The organism is Burkholderia sp. 9120 (assembly GCF_000745015.1).
GTDB lineage: Bacteria > Pseudomonadota > Gammaproteobacteria > Burkholderiales > Burkholderiaceae > Paraburkholderia.
In genome coordinates this window covers 495,438-513,401 of record NZ_JQNA01000001.1, presented here as the reverse complement: position 1 = coordinate 513,401, position 17,964 = coordinate 495,438, and the positions used below count along the sequence as shown (strand labels likewise).

Sequence of the window (17,964 nt, the reverse complement as noted above, 5' to 3'; positions counted from 1 at the left end):
AGGACCACATGAAAGCGATATTCCAGATCATTGCCAATGGCGATGACATCACGGGGGTGATTCAGGACCGGGTGCTGCGGATCCGAACGGTCGACAAGCCAGGGCTCGAGGCGGACGAGTGCGAGATCGAACTCGACGACCGGGACGGACGCATCGAATTTCCACCGAAGGGTGCGACGCTGCGGCTATCGCTGGGTTGGGAGGGCAGCGGCCTGGCGTTCCTCGGCGAGTATGCCGTCGATGAGGTCGCGCTTAAGGGGCCGCCGACGTCGGTGATCATTCGCGGCAAGCCGGCCAACATGCGCGCGACGTCGAAGACGCACCGCTATGGCAACTGGGAAAACGCGAAGCTGGCGGACATCGTGGGCGATATCGCCCGGCGCAACCGGTGGACACCGGCATGCGCGATCGATGCGGTGGTGCCGCGTGCGGATCAGTTCGGTGAGAGCGATCTTCATTTCGTGACACGCCTCTCACGCCAGTATGGCGCGACCGCAACGGTTAAGGGCGGCAAGCTCATCGTGACGGGGCGTGGGGCAGGCAGGAGCGTGAGCGGACGGCAACTGCCGTCGATCACGCTCACGCCCGACATGCTGATCGATTACGAGATCACTTTCCCTGACCGGGCGAGCTTCGTCGCGGTGCGCACGCGCGTGCACGACGTGAAGACCGGAAAGAAGATCGATCTCGTGATCCCCAATCCGGACGCACCGAAGGGGGCGGCTGCCGTACACACGGAACGTCATGCGTTCGCGAGTCCCGAGGCCGCGAAGGCCGCGGCCAGTGCGCGCTTGCAGAAACTGAATCACCACACGGCGAAGAGCACGATGCTGATGCAGGGACGGGCGGACTTCTCGGCAGAAAAGACGGTGACGCTGAAGGGCTTCAAGAAAGAAGCGGATGGCGACTTTCTGATCGAGTCGGTTTCGCACGAGTATGCAGGCCGCAGCTGGGAGACCCGCGTCGAGCTGAACGCGGGGAACAGAGGCAAGGCCAAGGTGGGACACGGCAGGAAGCCAGCGAAGAAAATCAGTCTGGTCGTGCCGGCACCGGCGCATTGAAACCGCCCTGTGACCGCACAGGCTGAACGCACATGCGATCGCGACGCCTGATCGGCTGGCGCGACGCAACACAGCACAACGCAACAACGAACCGCCCTCAGGTGAGCTGAAGGGCGGTTTTTTTATTTTGAACGGACGGGGCCGATGGGTGACCAGCAAAACGGCGATCTGGTGGTGCAGATCGCGCGCTTCGGCGAGCAGTTGCGCAACGTCGCGGCGAGCGTGGAGGACATCAAGCTCTCCGTTAAACCGGTCGCGGCACTCGACCGGGCGATTGCCGAGATGTCGATTCATAACCAGAACGCACGCAAGGACATCGAGCTGCTGTGGGTGCGCGTCGACGCCGGCCGAGCGGAGCGCGAAGAGCTGGGGGATGAGCTGGGCGCGCAGATCGACGGCGTCGCTGACCGGGTGGCCGCAATGAAGAACACCGCACGCGGCGCGATGTGGGTGCTGGGCGTTGTGCTCGGCGTGGTGCAGACCTTCCTCGTGGGCTCGATCGTGTGGGTGTTCACGCACGTCAACGAGGGCGACATCCTCAACCGGCTGCAGCAGCAACGGATCGAGGAACTTGAGAAAACATTATCCAGAACAGACGGGAGCAGGCAATGAGTGTGACAACAGTTGACCAGAAGATCGACGCGCTGATCGGACGCGAAGGCCTGTATTCGAACAATCCGGCCGACGCCGGCGGCGAGACGATGTGGGGCGTCACAATGGCCGTCGCGCGCGCGTTTGGCTACGTGGGCGCGATGCGCGACATGCCGCGCGCGGTTGCCGCGCAGATCTATCGTAGCCGCTACTGGCTGCAGCCGAAATTTGATCTCGTCGACGCGGTGTCGACGGCGCTCGCGGAGAAGCTGTTCGATATCGGCGTGAACTGCGGGCAGACCACTGGCGTGCGGTTCCTGCAACGGGCGCTCAACGTCTTGAACCAGAACGGTCGATCATTCGCCGATATCGCGGTCGATGGCGGCGTCGGTGCGATGACGCTTACCGCGCTCAAGTCGTTTCTCGCGACACGTGGTGTCGACGGTCATCGCGTGCTGATGGGGATGATTGCCGCGCAGCAGTCGGTCTACTACATCGAGCTGGCCGAGAAGCGTCCGGACAACGAAACGTTCGAATACGGCTGGCAACTCAATCGGGCATTCGGGCGCGAATTCGGCCGTGAATTCGGGGTGAGCGCATGATGGAATTTCTGAAAACAGTTGCACCGTGGCTGGTCACGGCGCTGACGGGCGGGGTGCCAGGTATTGCCGCGATGGCGGCAACGACCATCGCCGGCACGCTCGATCTGTCCGACGCGTCGGTGGACGCGGTGACGACGGCGCTCGGTGGCCAGCAACCTGGCCAGCAGATGACGCCTGAGCAGTTGCTGGCGTTGCGGCAGGCCGACGACGAGTTTGCCCTGAAAATGCGGCAGGCCGGTTTTACGCACGCGGAGAATATGGCCGGCATTCAGGTGCAGGCCGATAAGGTTGCGGCCGACGACCGCGCGAGCGCGCGGAATTTCGCGGCGACCGAGCACGATCACACTGCGCGCAATCTCGCCTATATGTACACGGTGGCGTTGTTCGGCGTGATTGGTCTGGAATTCCTGCTCGCGGCGCAGCAGGTTCGGGTAGACGACAGCGTGATGCGTGCGCTCGATACGCTATTCGGCATCCTGATCGCGATGGTGCTGGGCTCGAAGGAGTATTTCTTCGGTTCTTCGTCACGTGCTGACCGGCAGGCTGCTGCCATTACCCAGTTCGCTGTGTCGCCGGACACGATCGTGTCGGCGCGGGACCCCGGCACATCGCCGGGGCAGCAGGCCGCAGCGATAGCTCGGCCTGCGAGTCGCGCCGCAAAGTAACTTTTAATCGATCCGTGCGAGCTTCAGCACGTACGGGAAGAAACAGGGCGACCGGGTGGATGTTAGCGCATCCTTCCGGCCGCCTTTCCACTGCTTGTGCCAGTGAATCAGCCAGGGCCCTGCTACCTACCGGTAGGCGGCCGGGATTCTACACCAGGTTTAAAAACGGCTTTCACCATGGCAACTCCCATCATTCCCTGGATCGGCGGCAAACGTCGTCTCGCAGACCACCTCATTCCCCGTTTCCCGGCACACGAGTGCTACGTCGAAGTATTCGCGGGCGGCGCAGCGCTTTATTTCATGCGACCGCCGGCGAAGGTCGAGGTCATCAATGATATCAACGGCGAACTGGTCAATCTGTACCGCGTCGTGCAGCATCATCTGGAGGAATTCGTGCGCACGTTCAAATGGGCCCTCACGAGCCGGCAGGTTTTCAGATGGCTGCAGGACACGGTCCCGGAAACCCTCACCGATATCCACCGCGCGGCGCGGTTCTATTACCTGCAGCAGAACTGTTTCGGTGGTAAGGTCGAAGGGCAGTCGTTCGGCACTGCAACAACAACCCCACCGGGGCTGAACTTATTGCGGCTCGAAGAAAACCTCTCGGCCGCACATTTGCGGCTGTCGAATGCGTATATCGAGAATCTCGACTGGAAGCAGTGCATCGACCGGTACGACCGGCCGCACACGCTCTTTTATCTCGACCCGCCGTACTTCGAAACGGAAGGCTACGGCGTGCCTTTCGCGTTCAGCGAATATGAAGAGATGGCGCGGAGGCTGCGGACGATCAAGGGTAGGGCGATCGTCAGTCTGAACGACCATCCGGATATCCGGCGAGCGTTCGAAGGTTTTCACATCGAGACTGTCGATATCAAATACACCGTTGGTGGCGGCGGTCGTGAGGCCGTGCGTAAGGAGGTAATTATATTTAGTTGGGACGACGCGGCGCAGCCGACGAGCCTATTCTGATCGAAACTGTGCTCGAGGCTTGTGTTGAGCGAAAAAAAGACAGATTAAGACAGCGCTAAAAGGTTCTCGCGTTGTGGGGGATTTTAGAGCCTGATAGGTTGTATGCAATTTGCGAGCGCGTGCGTCGTCGCGGTAATCTGAATGGCCGTTCGGGGGGCGATTCTGTTTAAAAAGTCGTCGTGGATGCGGAGTATTCGGTATCCTAGAAGACATCAAACGCCGAGAGTGAATCATTGGCGCAGCGGTGAATATGGCGCAAGCCCGCGTTGGTGGCTTGGTCATAGAGGAGGGGGGCCGGCACCCCTTATTGGCGCAAGCGGCCGGCGCTCGCGAGATCATCGCGGTCGACCTGTCCGATGCAAAACTGAAGCAGGCGCACGCGTTTTGCGCCACTCACGCGTTCAACACAGTTCGCGATGCCCCCGTCGAGTAGATTCGGGCAATGGGTTCGGTGGCGTCGAGTTCGCCTTCGAATTCGCTGGCGCTATTCGCGTGTTGGACCTCGCTTACCTTATTACCTGTTGCGGTGGGATGACGGTAACCGCGGCCTTGCCGCCGTCTACCGAGCTTTGGCCTGTTCCGGCAGTAAGTCTGGTTACCGAAGAGCACACACTAAAGGGCAGCTAAATCGGTACGTGCATGCCGGCTCGCGACGTTTGCCATGCATCGATCTTCACATGCGGGGACGCTGCCGGTCGACAGACTACTTACCGGCCGTCTGGCGCTAGATGTTATCAATCCTGGCCTTGATCTGCTCCGCGAGGGAAAAGCGATCGACGGGTCGTCATGTTTGAAGAAATTTTGAGTCGAACACTCACATCATGGTTTTCCATCCCGGTACGCGGCCGTACAGACTTCCTCCGTGCTTGCCCGTAACCTCAACTCAATCGACCACGGCAACATCGTGCGATGGTCGTATCACTAACAAATGCCCGACGCAGATTGTCAAGTGCGCTGGGCCGCCGACCCACGGGGCAGCAGTCATGAATCCACTTACACTGTTTCTTCTCACCGCGTTCGTTTTTGCATCGCTTGATTTCTGGGCGATGAGGCACCCGGGCACTGCCACTTTGCAACAGCGCGTGAAAGCTATGGCAACAAAGCAACTTCCTGAGTAGTTGGCAGGGGCGGCCCATTTCCTCCTAGCGTAATCTTTGCGAAGAAGGTCATTTTGTTTACCCCGTTCAGCGCATTCCTTTCCCACGGTATCGTGGCACTGCAGTGGTGGCAGATTGTGCTGGTGACGCTGATCCTGACGCATGTCACGATTATCAGCGTGACTGTCTACCTTCATCGCTGTCAGGCGCACCATGCGCTCAATCTGCATCCCATTGCGAGCCATTTTTTCCGATTCTGGTTGTGGATGACAACGGGCATTCTGACCGGGCCATGGGCCGCGATTCATCGCAAGCACCACGCGAAGTGCGAAACATCCGAAGACCCCCACAGTCCACAGGTCCGTGGCGTGGGGAAAGTCCTGTTCGGCGGCGCTGAACTCTATCGCGCCGAAGTGAGGAACGAAGAGACGCTGCGCAGGTTCGGCCATGGCGCGCCGAACGACTGGATGGAACGCAACCTCTATTCGAAGTACCCAGATCTCGGTATCAGCTTGCTGATCGTGATCGACGTTGCGCTATTCGGTGTCCTCGGCGTGACGGTCTGGGCCGTGCAGATGGTCTGGATTCCCTTCTGGGCAGGCGGCGCGGTCAACGGCGTCGGCCATTTTCTCGGTTACCGCAACTTTGGTTGCGCTGACGCCAGCACGAACGTCATTCCTCTTGGCATCTTGATTGGCGGCGAAGAACTGCACAACAATCACCATGCTTATGCGACATCCGCGAGGCTGTCGAGCCGGTGGTACGAGTTCGACATCGGCTGGATGTATATCCGCATCCTCTCTGCGCTGGGACTGGCGACGATAAGACACGTCGCGCGCACGCCCCGCCTAGTCAAAGGCAGGATGGTACTCGACGACAGCACGCTTCAGGCCGTACTGGCCCACCGGCATGAGGTGATGGCGCGCTACGCGCGGACTGCTGAACAGGCATACCGCCAAGAACTCACACGGATGACGCTCATCAGCACTTCCGAAAAGTCGCGACTCTTGCGCGAAGCGAGAAGCAGGTTTCGCACCGTCTACCTGTCGCAAGAATACGGCGATCCAGCATGGACGGCGGACATCGGCATCCGGAATCGGAAGCTGGACATCTACGTCCAGCTGCATGCCGAACTCGCGGCAATGTGGGAGCGCTCGAACCGATCTCGCGAGCAGTTGCTCCGCCAGTTACAGGAATGGTGTCATCGTGCGGAGCACAGCGACAGCCGTGCACTTGAAGAATTTTCGTTGCGTCTTCGCCAATACGCGTGACTACCGGCTGCAATCGGCGGTGACGGACTGGGTCAAAACAGCGCGTTGCCGGGGTGGAATGCTGCCCGCCGCCGCACACCTACATCCCAAATGCATTTGCAGGCTGTCATACCCGCTTCAGATCAGGCAGCAGTCTTTCGCACTCTTTCCTGACAACGCGATAGCACTCGCAAACGCGCTTTTCAAGTCCGGGTCGGTCCAGCACCTCGATACGGCCATAGCCGTAGCGGATCAGCCCGGCGTCCTGCAGTTTCAACGCCGCTTCCGTCACACCGGCTCGCCGGACGCCGAGCATGTTGGCGATTAATTCCTGCGTCATCGTCAGTTCGTTCGTCGGCAGCCGGTCCATGCTAAGCAGCAGCCACCGACAGAGTTGCTGGTCGATTGAGTGATGCCGGTTGCACACGGCGGTCTGCGCCATCTGCGTGATCAATGCCTGTGTATAGCGCAGCAACAGGCGTTGCATCGCCCCCGCACGATAGAACTCTTCTTTCAGGACATCGGCACTCATTCGATACGTGCGTCCGGCGCTTTGGACAACTGCGCGGTTTGGCATCGTTTCACCGCCCATGAAGAGCGCGATGCCGACGATCCCTTCGTTGCCCACGATGGCAATTTCCGCGGATGCGCCGCTCTCCAATACGTACAGCAGCGAAACGATGGATGTTGCGGGAAAATAGACGTGCTGAAGCTGGTCGCCAGCCTCGTAGATGACCTGCCCCAACGACAGGTCCACCGGCACCAGATGCGGCGCGACGCGAGCCCACTCCGGCTCGTCCAACACCGCGAGCAGGTGATTGCCGTTTCGATGATCTTCCTTCAACATTGATTACATCCCTCACGGACAGTCGGGAAACTGTATTCCCCGCCCACCTGTTCAAGTGCGGTGCGTGACACGTCGATACGGATAACTGCAGCCTTGCCAAACGGTACTGTAAACATATCCGTCGTACGTCCCCATTCGTGCCAACGCGTTTTCGCGTGGTCCGTATGCGACGTCCGCCACCGAGGTTGAAATACCTCTCCATCGGAAGTTCGATCAGTGGCGATGTAATAGCGCTACACTGGCGCTCCAGAAGTCTTGAGCGGTGCGCCATGAATGATTCCATTAAACCCTCTACGGCGCTCGGGCTCGTCGTCGCTCCCCGGATAGTCGCGATCGGGGCATCGGCCGGGGGCCTCCGCGCGTTGAGTCTGTTTTTCAAGGCGGCTGCCGAAATTCCCGGTGACGTTGCCTTCGTGATCGTGGTGCACCTGGCTCCGGGTTCCGAGAGCCATCTGCCGGGATTGCTGGCCAAAGACACGCACTTGTCTGTGTCAGCCATCGAGGATGGCGCAATACTGCGCGCGGGGCATGTGTACGTTATCCCGCCGAAGATGTCTGTGCTTATCGAACAAGGCACGTTCAGGCTGCGGGCCGCCGTTGATCGTCCAGCAATCCCCATGCCGATCGACGGATTCTTTACGTCGCTGGCCGCCGACCAGCACGACCGCGCCGTCGGGATTGTGCTCACCGGCGCGAATGCTGACGGCTCGGCGGGCCTTAGAGCGATCAAGGCCGAGGGCGGTATGGTGATGGCGCAAATGCCGGAAACGGCCGAACATAGCACAATGCCCAGCCATGCAGTCGCAACAGGTCTGGTGGACTATGTGCTCCCGGTCGAAGACATGCCGGCTGCGCTGTTTGATTACATCAGACGTTCCGCAGGCGGGATGCCTCGAACCGCCATTGATCCATCGCAGCCGCTTGATCTCGAGCCAGTGCTCAGAGCACTGGCCGCGGCCGGATCGGACTTCAGGGGCTACAAACGGGGGACGCTTCAACGTCGTATTGCCCGTCGCATGGCGGTCAACCGGCTCGACAGCCTGGACGCGTATTGCGACGTCCTGAAAGCCTCGGTCGAGGAGGCTCAGGCGCTGAGCCTGGACATGATGATTGGGGTGACAGAGTTCTTCCGCGACCCAGAAGCCTGGACCGCGTTGTCTGAACGCGTTCTGACCGCACTTCTGGAGGAGCCAGAGAGCGAGCATCCGATTCGCGTATGGGTGCCGGGCTGCGCAACGGGCGAAGAGGCCTATTCGATGGCCATGCTGCTGACCGAGGAAATCAAAAAACGCAGGGCTACGCGATCGTTCATGATTCTTGCGTCTGACGTGAACCGCGTGGCGCTAGCGCACGCACGCCAGGGCGTCTATTCGGCCAGCGTAGCGTCACTGGTTGGTGAGGCGCGGCTCGATCGGTTCTTTCAGCCGCACAACGACGGATTCCAGATCCGGCAGGAACTTCGCGAAACGGTTCTGTTCACTCCGCAGAATCTGATTGCTGACCCGCCGTTTTCCCGGGTCGACCTGATCAGTTGCCGGAACCTGCTGATCTACCTCGAACCGGAAGCCCAGCAGCGGGTGTTCGAGTTGTTCCACTTCGCACTCAATCCGAAGCGCTATCTGTTTTTGGGGCGTTCCGAAAGTACCGATCCCGATTCCACCCAGTTTCAGGAAGTCTCGAGAGCCTGGCGTATCTACCAGCGCAGTCCGATCCTGGCGGTGGCACCCACTGCCTATCGGTTTTCCGCAAGAACGGCGCGCCGTGAAGAATTCCCGCCGGCGAGCCGTGTCGGCGCTCGCAGTAAGGGTTACGCGGAACTGGTCAACGCTACGTTGCTCGAAGAACACCATGCCGCATCCGTATTGATTAATTCCGCCCATCAGGTGCTCTACGTGAGCGGTGCGACGGACGAATACCTGACGCAGCCCGCAGGTGAACCGACCGGCAACATTCTCGACATGGCGCGCGAGGGGCTTCGCCTTAAACTGCGGATCGTATTGCGCCGGGCGATCCAGGATCAGGCAGGCTCGCCGGTTAGTGAGGTCGTCGCTGACGGCGGTGCGCCTGCGGTCAAGATCACGGTGACGCGACCGTTCGATACGACGCATGCCGGTAAGGCATTGCTTGTTATTTTTGCCAGGTTGCCGACGGCAGAACGGCCTGCATTGACGGCGCCCTCTGGCGCGGACTCTGACCTCTGGCACCTCGAGAGCGAGCTTCGCACAACGCAGGTGGAGCTCGGCAGCACAATCGAGGAACTGGAAGAGAGCAACAGCGAATTGCGGGTATCGAACGAAGAAATCCTTTCTATGAATGAGGAGCTGCGCTCCGCAAACGAGGAGCTAGAAACTTCCAAAGAGGAACTGCAGGCGGTCAATGAGCAGTTGAATGTCGTCAATGCTCAACTTGAGCAGAAGGTCCATCAGTTGGAGGTCCTCAATGAGGACGTGACCAATCTGCTTGCCAGCACGGAAATCGCGACGCTGCTGCTCGACAGGCAGGGGCTGATTAAACGGTATACCCCCAGCGCAGTGCGGATTTTGGGTCTTGCGCCGCCTGATATCGGACGCAAGATCGTAGAGGTCCTCGGCAACCCGCTCGGCAACGCCTTGTCCTCAGAGGTCGACCGGATACTGATGGGCGTGGACCAGCAGATCGAGAAGGAGCTAAAAACCGCGACCGCAGAATGGTATGTTCGCCGCGTCACGCCGTATATCACGGTTCACGGAACGCCGCCTTCGGGCGTCGTCGTGACCTGGACCGATATCACTCATCTCAAGCTGTCCGATGAACACGCCCGCCGCCTTGCCGCAGTGGTTCAGGATTCGAACGACGCGGTAACGGTATTCGACCTCAAAGGCCGCTTTCTCGCCTGGAACAAGGCTGCGAGCGCGATGTATGGTTACAGCGAGTCCGAAGCGTTGCGCATGACTGTTTCCGATCTGATGCCACACGGTGCAAGGCAGGATCATATCGACTTCGTGCGCCATGCTGAGCACAACGAGGCGCTGCATTCCTACGAGACACAGCGGATGACGAAGAGCGGCCGCGTGGTCGACATATGGCTTACGCTATCGGTTCTGACGGACGACGGGGGCCACGCGATTGCCGTGGCATCAACCGAGCGCGATCTCGTCAACCGCAGCGTGAGCAATGCCCACCTTCGCGAGCGCGCCGAACAACTAGCGGTCGCCGACCGGCGGAAGAATGAATTTCTGGCCACGCTCGGCCATGAGTTGCGTAATCCACTTGCCGCGCTGGTTTCGGCAGGTAATCTGCTCGTGTCGGAGACTGCTGCAGTCACACAGAAGGACTGGGCCGCTGGCGCCATCCAACGGCAGGGGCGCGCGATGATGCACCTCGTCAATGACATGCTCGATATTGCGAGGATAACAAGTGGCAGTATCGAGCTGAATCGGCAGACGGTTCCGCTCAAAACAATTATCCAGAGCGCCATCGAAGTTTGCCAGCCTATCATCGACGAACGTCGTCATACGCTGTCCGTGTCCCTGCCGGAAGAACCCATCTGGCTGAACGCGGACCCGACACGCCTGTCGCAGGTCATCGAGAATATCGTAATCAATGCGGCGAAGTACACCGCGTTTGGTGGGTCCATACAGTTGCGCGCGACCAGAACGGCCTTTCGGCTTTCGCTCAGCATCAAGGACAATGGAAGAGGTATCCCGCCCTCGATGCTCGGAAGCCTCTTCGACATTTTTGTTCAGGGACCCGCGTCGGATGGTCAGCGCCAGAATGGCCTGGGTGTTGGCCTGTCCGTGGTGCGACGGCTGGTCGAGTTGCACAGCGGCACGGTCCGAGTCATTAGCGACGGCAAGACTGGCAGTGAGTTCATCGTCGATCTGCCGATTGACCCTGGAACGCCTCCAGAGAAAAGGGGCGACTTTCCGTCAGCTGCGGCTGCGGCGCTTCCCGGGCGAATTCTCATCATTGATGACAACGCCGACGCGAGCCAGGCTCTGGCAATGATTCTGGCGAATGACGGTCATCAGGTCGAAAACTGTCTGGACGGCGTTTCAGGACTCAGTAAGGTGGCGACGTTCAGCCCCGACGTCGTACTTCTCGACATTGGACTCCCTGACATGGACGGTTATGAGGTCGCGAGAAGGCTACGCGAATCGAGTTCCAATCGAAACGTAATCCTGGTGGCCATCACAGGATACGGACTTCCGACGGACCGCCTCAGATCGGCCGAGGCTGGGTTCGACTATCATCTGACCAAACCGGTCGACTATGAAGCATTGATCCGGCTAATTAGCGCAGGAACTCAGGGGGCGTCACGCGCGTAGCTATCCGCGACGCTTGAATTTTGGTTAGTGGCAGGAGTATTTGGACACTGGCCGCGCAACCGGGGGCGACGCAGAAAAACGGTACCTCACTGCTGCATAGGGTGCGCTCGTTAACAGATAAAGGTTGCATATATATGCGCGCTTCTTGACTCGGGCAGGATGGGGAGTCGTTGACAACATTCATAGCGGGCGCGAAAAAGGCGGGCCGGGTCCATAACGTCAAGATCTGTTTCCTTCGCTGTTTGCGCAGTCAGTTGCCCAGTTTAGACTACCGCACGGCTGGCGGATGGGCAGACCGATCGGGTGTGGTCGGAGATATGTCCGGCCCTAAATCTGCATCGGCTTTAAGCGCGGATAGTGCACTTCTAATGCAGGCTTTAGCCGAACTTCGTGGCATTCTCAAAACGTCTTCGATTTCTTTCCAGCTCAGACGCCCCGCGTGCGCAAGCAACAATACTATCCAGTTCTTTGGGTCTGGATTTTGAAAGTAAGTGGGCGGGCTGCTTACCGAAGCATCGAGTGGCGGCGAAGCGTGCCGTTTCAGTTTGCCAGCCTGATTGCGACTCTTGCCGCTTAGTGATTTCAAAGGGTCGCCGCTAAGATGTTGTACGATTTGCTCGTGATGCATTCTTGTCAGCCACCCAAGTGGAGTCAGTTCTTTGGTGTCGTAGCCTGCGGCCTTTTGCCATATATTAACGAACGTGTCTCGAACTATTGCGTCTGCGAGCGCAATATCACGTGTAATCCTAAGTGTTGGGCCATAAATAGAGGGAGCGAAAATTCCGTATAGAAATTGAAGTGCCGCAACATCGCCGTTAGCGATGCTGGCGAGCAGACGCGACAACTCGGATGTCGTCTGACATGGACGATTCAGTGGCATAGTGCTCTTCCAGTTGCGCGGCAAATGGTGAATTTTCCGTTAAATAAGTCAAAAAACTATTTGAATAGTAGCCCTGGGAATAGCAGATAGTCTGTCCGGTACCGTACCGCCTTCTGCCCCCGTGACAGAAGGAACTATCGGTTTCGACTGGCTCTCGTTCGTCGAACCGTATTTGCCGCGTTCGCGACATCACGTGGCTCGCGGCTCATGATGTTGTTCGCGTTTGGGTAAGCCTTTTCGCTGCATCAATCACTGCGCGATGGACGACTTTGTCGGTGTGGCCGATCTGGTTTTGCAAACAGCCATTTGGAGGACGCAGCCCTAGTGGCCGCAGTGGTTCGAACCGGGCCGACTGCGTCTGGGCTGGGACTGTTTAGGGTTGTAGGACGCCTGCCCTGGTCCGTACGCACGTGAACTCGCCCAGACGCCAGCGGGCAGGCGTCCTGCAAGCCCCAAGGGAGGAAACCGCGGAGTGTTCCGACGTGGTCTGAACATTTCACCGCTATGGCGATTTGTTTGGGCGCACTGAGGACATGGTGGATATAAAGGCGGGTAAATCTGAGGCTGGACAGGCACGATCGCGGCAGCGGCACAGCGGCGGGCTGCCATCGCGCCGACTCGGCCAGCGCCAGACTGCCTGTCTGGAAAGATAGGCGCAGGCGTCTGCTATCGGCTCTCGTTGCCGAAGAGCCGACAGTCGGATTGTGCATCCTGACACGATGGTGTTCATGCGTGGGCTCGCTCGACAGGCGGTGCCCGGATAGGTCTGCTGCGTTGGAGTATGTCGATGATGATCATTGGCGAACCGCAGTGCCGGCAAACGAAGGTTGGCGGCACTGCTACGGTGGATACGACGTTGGCACTGAGGCCGATACTGGCAGGCACTACGTCCAGCAACTCGCGTATCGTCGCGAGATTCTCGCGCCGCGATGGGTTCGCGATCAGACCGTAGTGGCGGATGCGGTGGAAGCCGCCAGGCAGCACGTGCAACAGGAACCGGCGCACGAACTCATCCGTTTCGAGTGTCATGGTCTTGTTGCGTGTGCGTCCGTCCACGCGGTAGTCCTTCCAGCGGAAGGTCACGCCGTGTTCGTCGAGCGCGACCAGGCGTTGGTTAGAGATCGCGACCCGATGCGTGTAACGCGACAGATAGGCGAGCACCGCCTTGGGTCCCGCAAACGGGCGTTTGGCATAGACCACCCACTCGCATGCGCGCATTGGCGCAAGCCACCCGGCAAAGGCTGCCATATCGTTGAGCCCGGCGTATTCGCCGAAGAAGCGCAACTGGCCGCGGCGATAGATCGCTTCCAGCTCTTCGAGGAATCGTCGCCGGAACAGGCGCGAGAGCACGCGCACGGGAAGGAAGAAACCTGGCTTGCACGCTACCCACCGGCTTCGATCCGGCGACAGCCCACCACCGGGAACGATGCCATGCACATGGGGATGATGCGTGAGCGCCGAGCCCCAGGTATGCAGCACGAGAGTGGCACCGATCTGTGCCCCGAGATGCTTCGGATCGGCGGCGATGGTGCGCAATGTCTCGGCCGCGATATCGAACAGCAGCCCGTAGATGACAGCCTTGTTGTAGTACGCAATCGCGCTGATCGCCGCCGGCAGTGTAAAGACCACGTGGTAGTACTCGACGGGCAGAAGATCGGCCTCACGCGCTTCGAGCCACCGGCGCGCCGCGGTAGCCTGGCACCTTGGGCAATGTCTATTGCGGCAGGAGTTGTAAGCGACCTCGATCTGTTCGCAACCGGAACAGCGCAACACGTGTCCACCCAGCGCCGCGCTGCGGCACTGTTCGATCGCTGACATCACCTTCAGTTGCCCGAGGTTCAGATTGGCGGATTGACGCCACACTGGACCAAGAGAGCGAAAGACGTCGGCCACCTCCAGCGCGCAATGCGCCACGATGGTGACCTACGCAGGATCCAGACCATCAAGGGGGCTGACCACCTCACGCAGAATATCGGTGGCGACCTGGGCATAAAGCGCTGTGGTCTCCAGCTTCTTGTGCCCGAGCATGACCTGGATCACGCGGATATCGACCTTCTGTTCCAGTAGATGGGTGGCAAAGCTATGGCGCAAGGTGTGCATGGACACGCGCTTGTCGATTCCCGCGGCCTCGGCGGCCGCATGGACCACCCGGTTGAGTTGGCGGGTGCTGAGCGATTCAATCGGGTTAAGCCCAGGAAAGAGCCAGCCACCGTCAAGCATCCGGCCCTGGGCCCGGGCCACTCGCCACCAGACCCGCAGACGCTCGAGCAGCACCGGGGACAGCATCGCGTAGCGGTCCTTCTGCCCTTTACCCTGCTCAACGCGCAGCGTCATGCGCTGGCTGTCGATGTCTCCGACCTTCAGGGCCACCACCTCGCTGGCCCGTAGTCCTGTGCCGTAGGCTACTGCGAGCGCTGTCTGATGCTTGAGGTTACTGGCCGCCGCGATCAGTCGACCCACTTCGTCGCGGCTGAGTATGACGGGCAAGGTACGCGGAAGATAAACCGGACGCATCTTCGCCATCAACTCCCCTTGACCGAGCGTGGTGGTGAAGAAGAACTTCAATCCGGTGATCGCCGCGTTCAGGGAAATCGGCGACACACCGCGGTCAACCAGATGCAGCTGATAGCGCCGCAAGTCCTCGACGGTGGCGGTGTCAGGCGAACGTCCGAGAAAGACAGTGAACTCTCGCACCACACGAAGATAGTTGGCTTGCGTGGTTGGCGCGAGGCGGCGCATGCGCATGTCGTCCATCATGCGCTGGCGTAGCGGACTGATGTCCTGGCTGTGGGTAGTCATGGCTCGGCTCCTGTCGAGTGACGAGGCGGATCGCCTCATCCCTCAACATAGGAAACCGGGCGGGTTTCCTATGAAGAACCACCACGTTGAAACGGAGTGCATACCGCGCGAGCGGTTTAGTCCTGTGGCCAAAAAGGGACGGTCGCCGGCATGGGTTCGAATGGCCGTGGCCGGATACCAATCGGACGCTCCCATGGGCTATTGTCATCACGAAGCCATTTTTGATTTCGTTCTTCTGCTGTAGCAGCTTGTTCCGCGGAGAGCGCTAATGGGCAGTACGGTAGCGTACCGACAACAATCCTGAGTGCGTCGAAAATTAGTTTGCGTTCGGCTGAAGCCCACGTGCGTGATTCCAAGGGCCGCAGCAACCGCTGCGGTCTCTTTTTTTGGAAAGGGACCGTGAGGGACCAATAGACCGACGCATATCGCATGCGTCTTAGGCGCCTGGCAGCGCCGATGTGCCATTTCGTAAAAAGCCGGGATACGGCGCTTAGGGGCATGTCATGATGCACGATTTTCTCGCGAACAATCGCGATGCGTTGATAGATCGGTGCCGCGCGAAGGTGGCGCAGAGGCCGGCGCGCGAGGCAACCGTGCAGCAACTTCAGAATGGGGTTCCGCTGTTCCTCGATCAGCTCATCAGGACCCTTCGGATCGAGCAGACGTCGCAGCCGATGGACAGTCGCAAGATTTCTGGTCCCTCGGGTGGCGGGGCGTCCCCATCTGAGATCGGAAAGTCGGCGGCGGAGCACGGACGAGCGTTGTTAAACCTTGGATTTTCCGTTGATCAGGTGGTCCATGATTATGGCGACCTGTGCCAGGCAATTACGGATCTCGCATACGAGCGCGATGCGCCATTCCTGATAGACGAGTTTCGGACGCTCAATCGTTGTCTGGACAACGCCATCGCCGACGCAGTCACCGAATTCAGTTACCAGCGCGATTTTGTCGTGGCGGACCGTCAGGCCATCGAAATGCATCAACGACTCGGGTCCTTCGCGCACGAACTACGTAACTTCTTGCAAACCGCAACGCTGGCGTTTACTGCAACAAAAACTGGAAATCTAAACCTGTCTGGAGCCACGGGCACAGTTCTGGAGCGTAGCCTGGATGGATTGCGCGATTTAATCAGCCACTCTCTCGAGGAGGTTCGTACGGCAACCAGTGTTTCAGCGCAATCGGGACTGTTCTCCGTCGCCGATTTCATAGCTGACGTGAAGTATGCCGCCGACTTGGCTGCTCAGATTCGCGGTTGCGTGTTAACAGTTTCCGCTGTGGACACGCGGCTCGCTATCAGTGGGGACCGTGACCAGCTCTATTCGGCGTTGGGAAACCTGCTGCAAAACGCCTTCAAATTCAAGCAGCATCGCACCGAAGTGGCATTGGATGTATACGCGCTATCTGATCACATCCTGATCGACGTGAAGGACCATTGCGGTGGTCTGCCGCCCGGTGATGCAGAAAGAATGTTTGTGCCATTTACGCAGAACGGCGAGGATAGAACGGGACTGGGACTTGGTCTTTCAATCGCGAGGCGCAACGTTGAAGCAAATGCCGGTATTCTCAGCGTCCGTGATGTGCCAGGCGCTGGCTGCGTCTTCACCATCACCCTACCGCGATTTGCTTTGAAGGCGTAACGAGCATGGCCGCTCGCGGTTCTCCCCAACGAATCGTGGGGAGGCGGCGCACCGACCAGCACTCAGGACCTTAAATTGCTGAACATTGAAGCAATCTAGGGGATTTGAATGTCGCTCACCAATGCCGCGCGCCTCCTTATCGCTGACGACGATCCAGAAATGCTGGCAGTGTACACAGCGTTCCTTTGCGATCAGGGCTTTGACGTCCGGACTGCCACGAATGGTGTCGATGCGCTCACCGAATACCGCGCGTGGTATCCGGCCGCAGTATTGCTCGATATCGAAATGCCACTTTTTGATGGTCGCAGGGTAGCAGCAGCGATCCGACTTGTTCAGGCGGAGCCGATACCGGTTCTCGTGGCCGTGTCTGGCCTGATGTCGCAATCAGAAAGGGACGAATCAATGCGCGCCGGATTCGATCACTATTTCGTGAAGCCCACCTTAATGCCGATCATCCTCGCGGCTATGAACCTCGGGCTTACTCCGAGTTGGACATAGACCTTGTGAGCATCGGCAAAACCCGACGGTGCGAAGCGTAAACCGTCTCTCCGGATCGACGACAGGTGGAAACGAATTGGTAGCGTTTGGTTTCGGCGCGGCCGGGCGGCAATGGCAGAACAACTGCTATCGATGCGCGGAGCCGACGTTCGAAAAATCTGCTCGAAGTGCTGGTCAGGGTCGACAAGGGAAGTTCGCACCGAGGTTGGGTGGATGGTCGACCGGTTGAATCCTAGACCCACTTCGGCCGGTCGAGCCAGCGCGACATATAGGACAGCTTTCAAGGTACAGCCGACGTTCGTTTAGTCGCATTGGCGGACGGGAGGTCGGCCATTGCCGACATTGGGGCCGGGCTGTGTTCTACGTGAGCAATGCGGCGGATTGCTGACAGTGATGGCATCGAGCAGTCGGGCAGCAACATCCTGCATCAGCGAACTCACACTCCCGGCCCGTCGGTTTAAACGAGGCCCTGCGAGTAAACGAGGCCCCGCGAGTCTCGTCTCTTCGGAAAGGGACTTCGAATCTCAGCAAGTGGCGGACGCCGCCATCGGCAGTGCGATCGCCCAGTTCGCTAGCGACCCCGTAGCGCGGCCGATGAGGCCTAGGTGTTGCGAACTCGCACTGCCGAAGCGAAAACGTTATGCCCTGCCGGGATAACGTAATAAAAAAGTTTGCACGGCGGTAAGGGTATACAGTGGACAGATCATCCGCAGCATTGGACCTGCTTTCCGACTTCCGCGACTAGCGATGCGATGAACGCC

Annotated in this window: 12 protein-coding genes; 9 read left to right on the top strand and 3 right to left on the bottom strand. The window is 59.2% G+C overall.

The features are described from left to right. The first annotated feature begins 8 nt into the window (after window positions 1–8). The 6 genes from FA94_RS02205 (at window position 9) to FA94_RS02175 (ending at window position 6,256) form a co-directional block, all read left to right on the top strand. Window positions 9–1,061 carry a phage late control D family protein gene (locus FA94_RS02205; RefSeq protein ID WP_035546346.1) on the top strand — a complete coding sequence of 351 codons (1,053 nt, stop codon included), beginning with the start codon at window positions 9–11 and terminating at the stop codon, window positions 1,059–1,061. A gap of 144 nt (window positions 1,062–1,205) precedes the next feature. Further along, window positions 1,206–1,673, top strand: a complete 468-nt coding sequence (locus FA94_RS02200) for a hypothetical protein (RefSeq protein ID WP_035546344.1) — start codon at window positions 1,206–1,208, stop codon at window positions 1,671–1,673. Beyond that, window positions 1,670–2,254, top strand: a complete 585-nt coding sequence (locus FA94_RS02195) for a glycoside hydrolase family 108 protein (protein WP_035546342.1) — start codon at window positions 1,670–1,672, stop codon at window positions 2,252–2,254. The genes FA94_RS02200 and FA94_RS02195 overlap by 4 nt, the downstream gene beginning before the upstream one ends. Beyond that, window positions 2,251–2,919: a hypothetical protein gene (locus FA94_RS02190; protein WP_051980302.1), complete on the top strand. Its 669-nt coding sequence runs from the start codon at window positions 2,251–2,253 to the stop codon at window positions 2,917–2,919. Before FA94_RS02195 ends, FA94_RS02190 begins: the two co-directional genes overlap by 4 nt. Window positions 2,920–3,096: 177 nt before the next feature. Next, window positions 3,097–3,888: a DNA adenine methylase gene (locus FA94_RS02185; protein WP_035546341.1), complete on the top strand. Its 792-nt coding sequence runs from the start codon at window positions 3,097–3,099 to the stop codon at window positions 3,886–3,888. Window positions 3,889–5,059: 1,171 nt separating this feature from the next. Next, a complete protein-coding gene (locus FA94_RS02175) occupies window positions 5,060–6,256 on the top strand; it encodes a DesA family fatty acid desaturase (protein ID WP_035546338.1) in 1,197 nt (398 codons plus the stop codon). A 106-nt stretch (window positions 6,257–6,362) separates the two neighbouring features. Here the strand turns inward: FA94_RS02175 and FA94_RS02170 are convergent, their stop codons facing one another. Then, window positions 6,363–7,082 carry a Crp/Fnr family transcriptional regulator gene (locus FA94_RS02170; protein WP_035546335.1) on the bottom strand — a complete coding sequence of 240 codons (720 nt, stop codon included), beginning with the start codon at window positions 7,080–7,082 and terminating at the stop codon, window positions 6,363–6,365. A gap of 269 nt (window positions 7,083–7,351) precedes the next feature. Between FA94_RS02170 and FA94_RS02165 the strand changes: the two genes are divergently transcribed. Further along, a complete protein-coding gene (locus FA94_RS02165; protein ID WP_035546333.1) occupies window positions 7,352–11,389 on the top strand; it encodes a CheR family methyltransferase in 4,038 nt (1,345 codons plus the stop codon). Between the two features lie 1,606 nt (window positions 11,390–12,995). Here FA94_RS02165 and FA94_RS02160 read toward each other — a convergent pair. Next, entirely contained in the window at window positions 12,996–14,183 is a 1,188-nt protein-coding gene (locus FA94_RS02160) for an IS91 family transposase (RefSeq protein WP_051980300.1), read from the bottom strand. Between the two features lie 9 nt (window positions 14,184–14,192). Further along, entirely contained in the window at window positions 14,193–15,068 is an 876-nt protein-coding gene (locus FA94_RS02155) for a tyrosine-type recombinase/integrase (protein WP_035546331.1), read from the bottom strand. Between the two features lie 503 nt (window positions 15,069–15,571). On the opposite strand from FA94_RS02155, the gene FA94_RS02150 reads away from it, so the two are divergent. Together FA94_RS02150 and FA94_RS02145 are read left to right on the top strand one after the other, a co-directional pair. Then, window positions 15,572–16,705, top strand: coding sequence for a sensor histidine kinase (locus tag FA94_RS02150; RefSeq protein WP_197070169.1), 1,134 nt, complete (start codon window positions 15,572–15,574; stop codon window positions 16,703–16,705). 108 nt (window positions 16,706–16,813) lie between these two features. Then, window positions 16,814–17,203 (top strand): response regulator, encoded by a 390-nt coding sequence (locus FA94_RS02145; RefSeq protein WP_035546329.1) that lies wholly within the window; start codon window positions 16,814–16,816, stop codon window positions 17,201–17,203. Window positions 17,204–17,964 lie beyond the last annotated feature (761 nt).

Bases quoted from the DNA above. Each gene is read 5' to 3' on its own strand.
- FA94_RS02205 (WP_035546346.1), top strand. From the start codon at position 9: ATGAAAGCGATATTCCAGATCATTGCCAATGGCGATGACATCACGGGG.
- FA94_RS02200 (WP_035546344.1), top strand. From the start codon at position 1,206: ATGGGTGACCAGCAAAACGGCGATCTGGTGGTGCAGATCGCGCGCTTC.
- FA94_RS02195 (WP_035546342.1), top strand. From the start codon at position 1,670: ATGAGTGTGACAACAGTTGACCAGAAGATCGACGCGCTGATCGGACGC.
- FA94_RS02190 (WP_051980302.1), top strand. From the start codon at position 2,251: ATGATGGAATTTCTGAAAACAGTTGCACCGTGGCTGGTCACGGCGCTG.
- FA94_RS02185 (WP_035546341.1), top strand. From the start codon at position 3,097: ATGGCAACTCCCATCATTCCCTGGATCGGCGGCAAACGTCGTCTCGCA.
- FA94_RS02170 (WP_035546335.1), bottom strand. From the start codon at position 7,082: ATGTTGAAGGAAGATCATCGAAACGGCAATCACCTGCTCGCGGTGTTG.
- FA94_RS02165 (WP_035546333.1), top strand. From the start codon at position 7,352: ATGAATGATTCCATTAAACCCTCTACGGCGCTCGGGCTCGTCGTCGCT.
- FA94_RS02155 (WP_035546331.1), bottom strand. From the start codon at position 15,068: ATGACTACCCACAGCCAGGACATCAGTCCGCTACGCCAGCGCATGATG.
- FA94_RS02150 (WP_197070169.1), top strand. From the start codon at position 15,572: ATGATGCACGATTTTCTCGCGAACAATCGCGATGCGTTGATAGATCGG.
- FA94_RS02145 (WP_035546329.1), top strand. From the start codon at position 16,814: ATGTCGCTCACCAATGCCGCGCGCCTCCTTATCGCTGACGACGATCCA.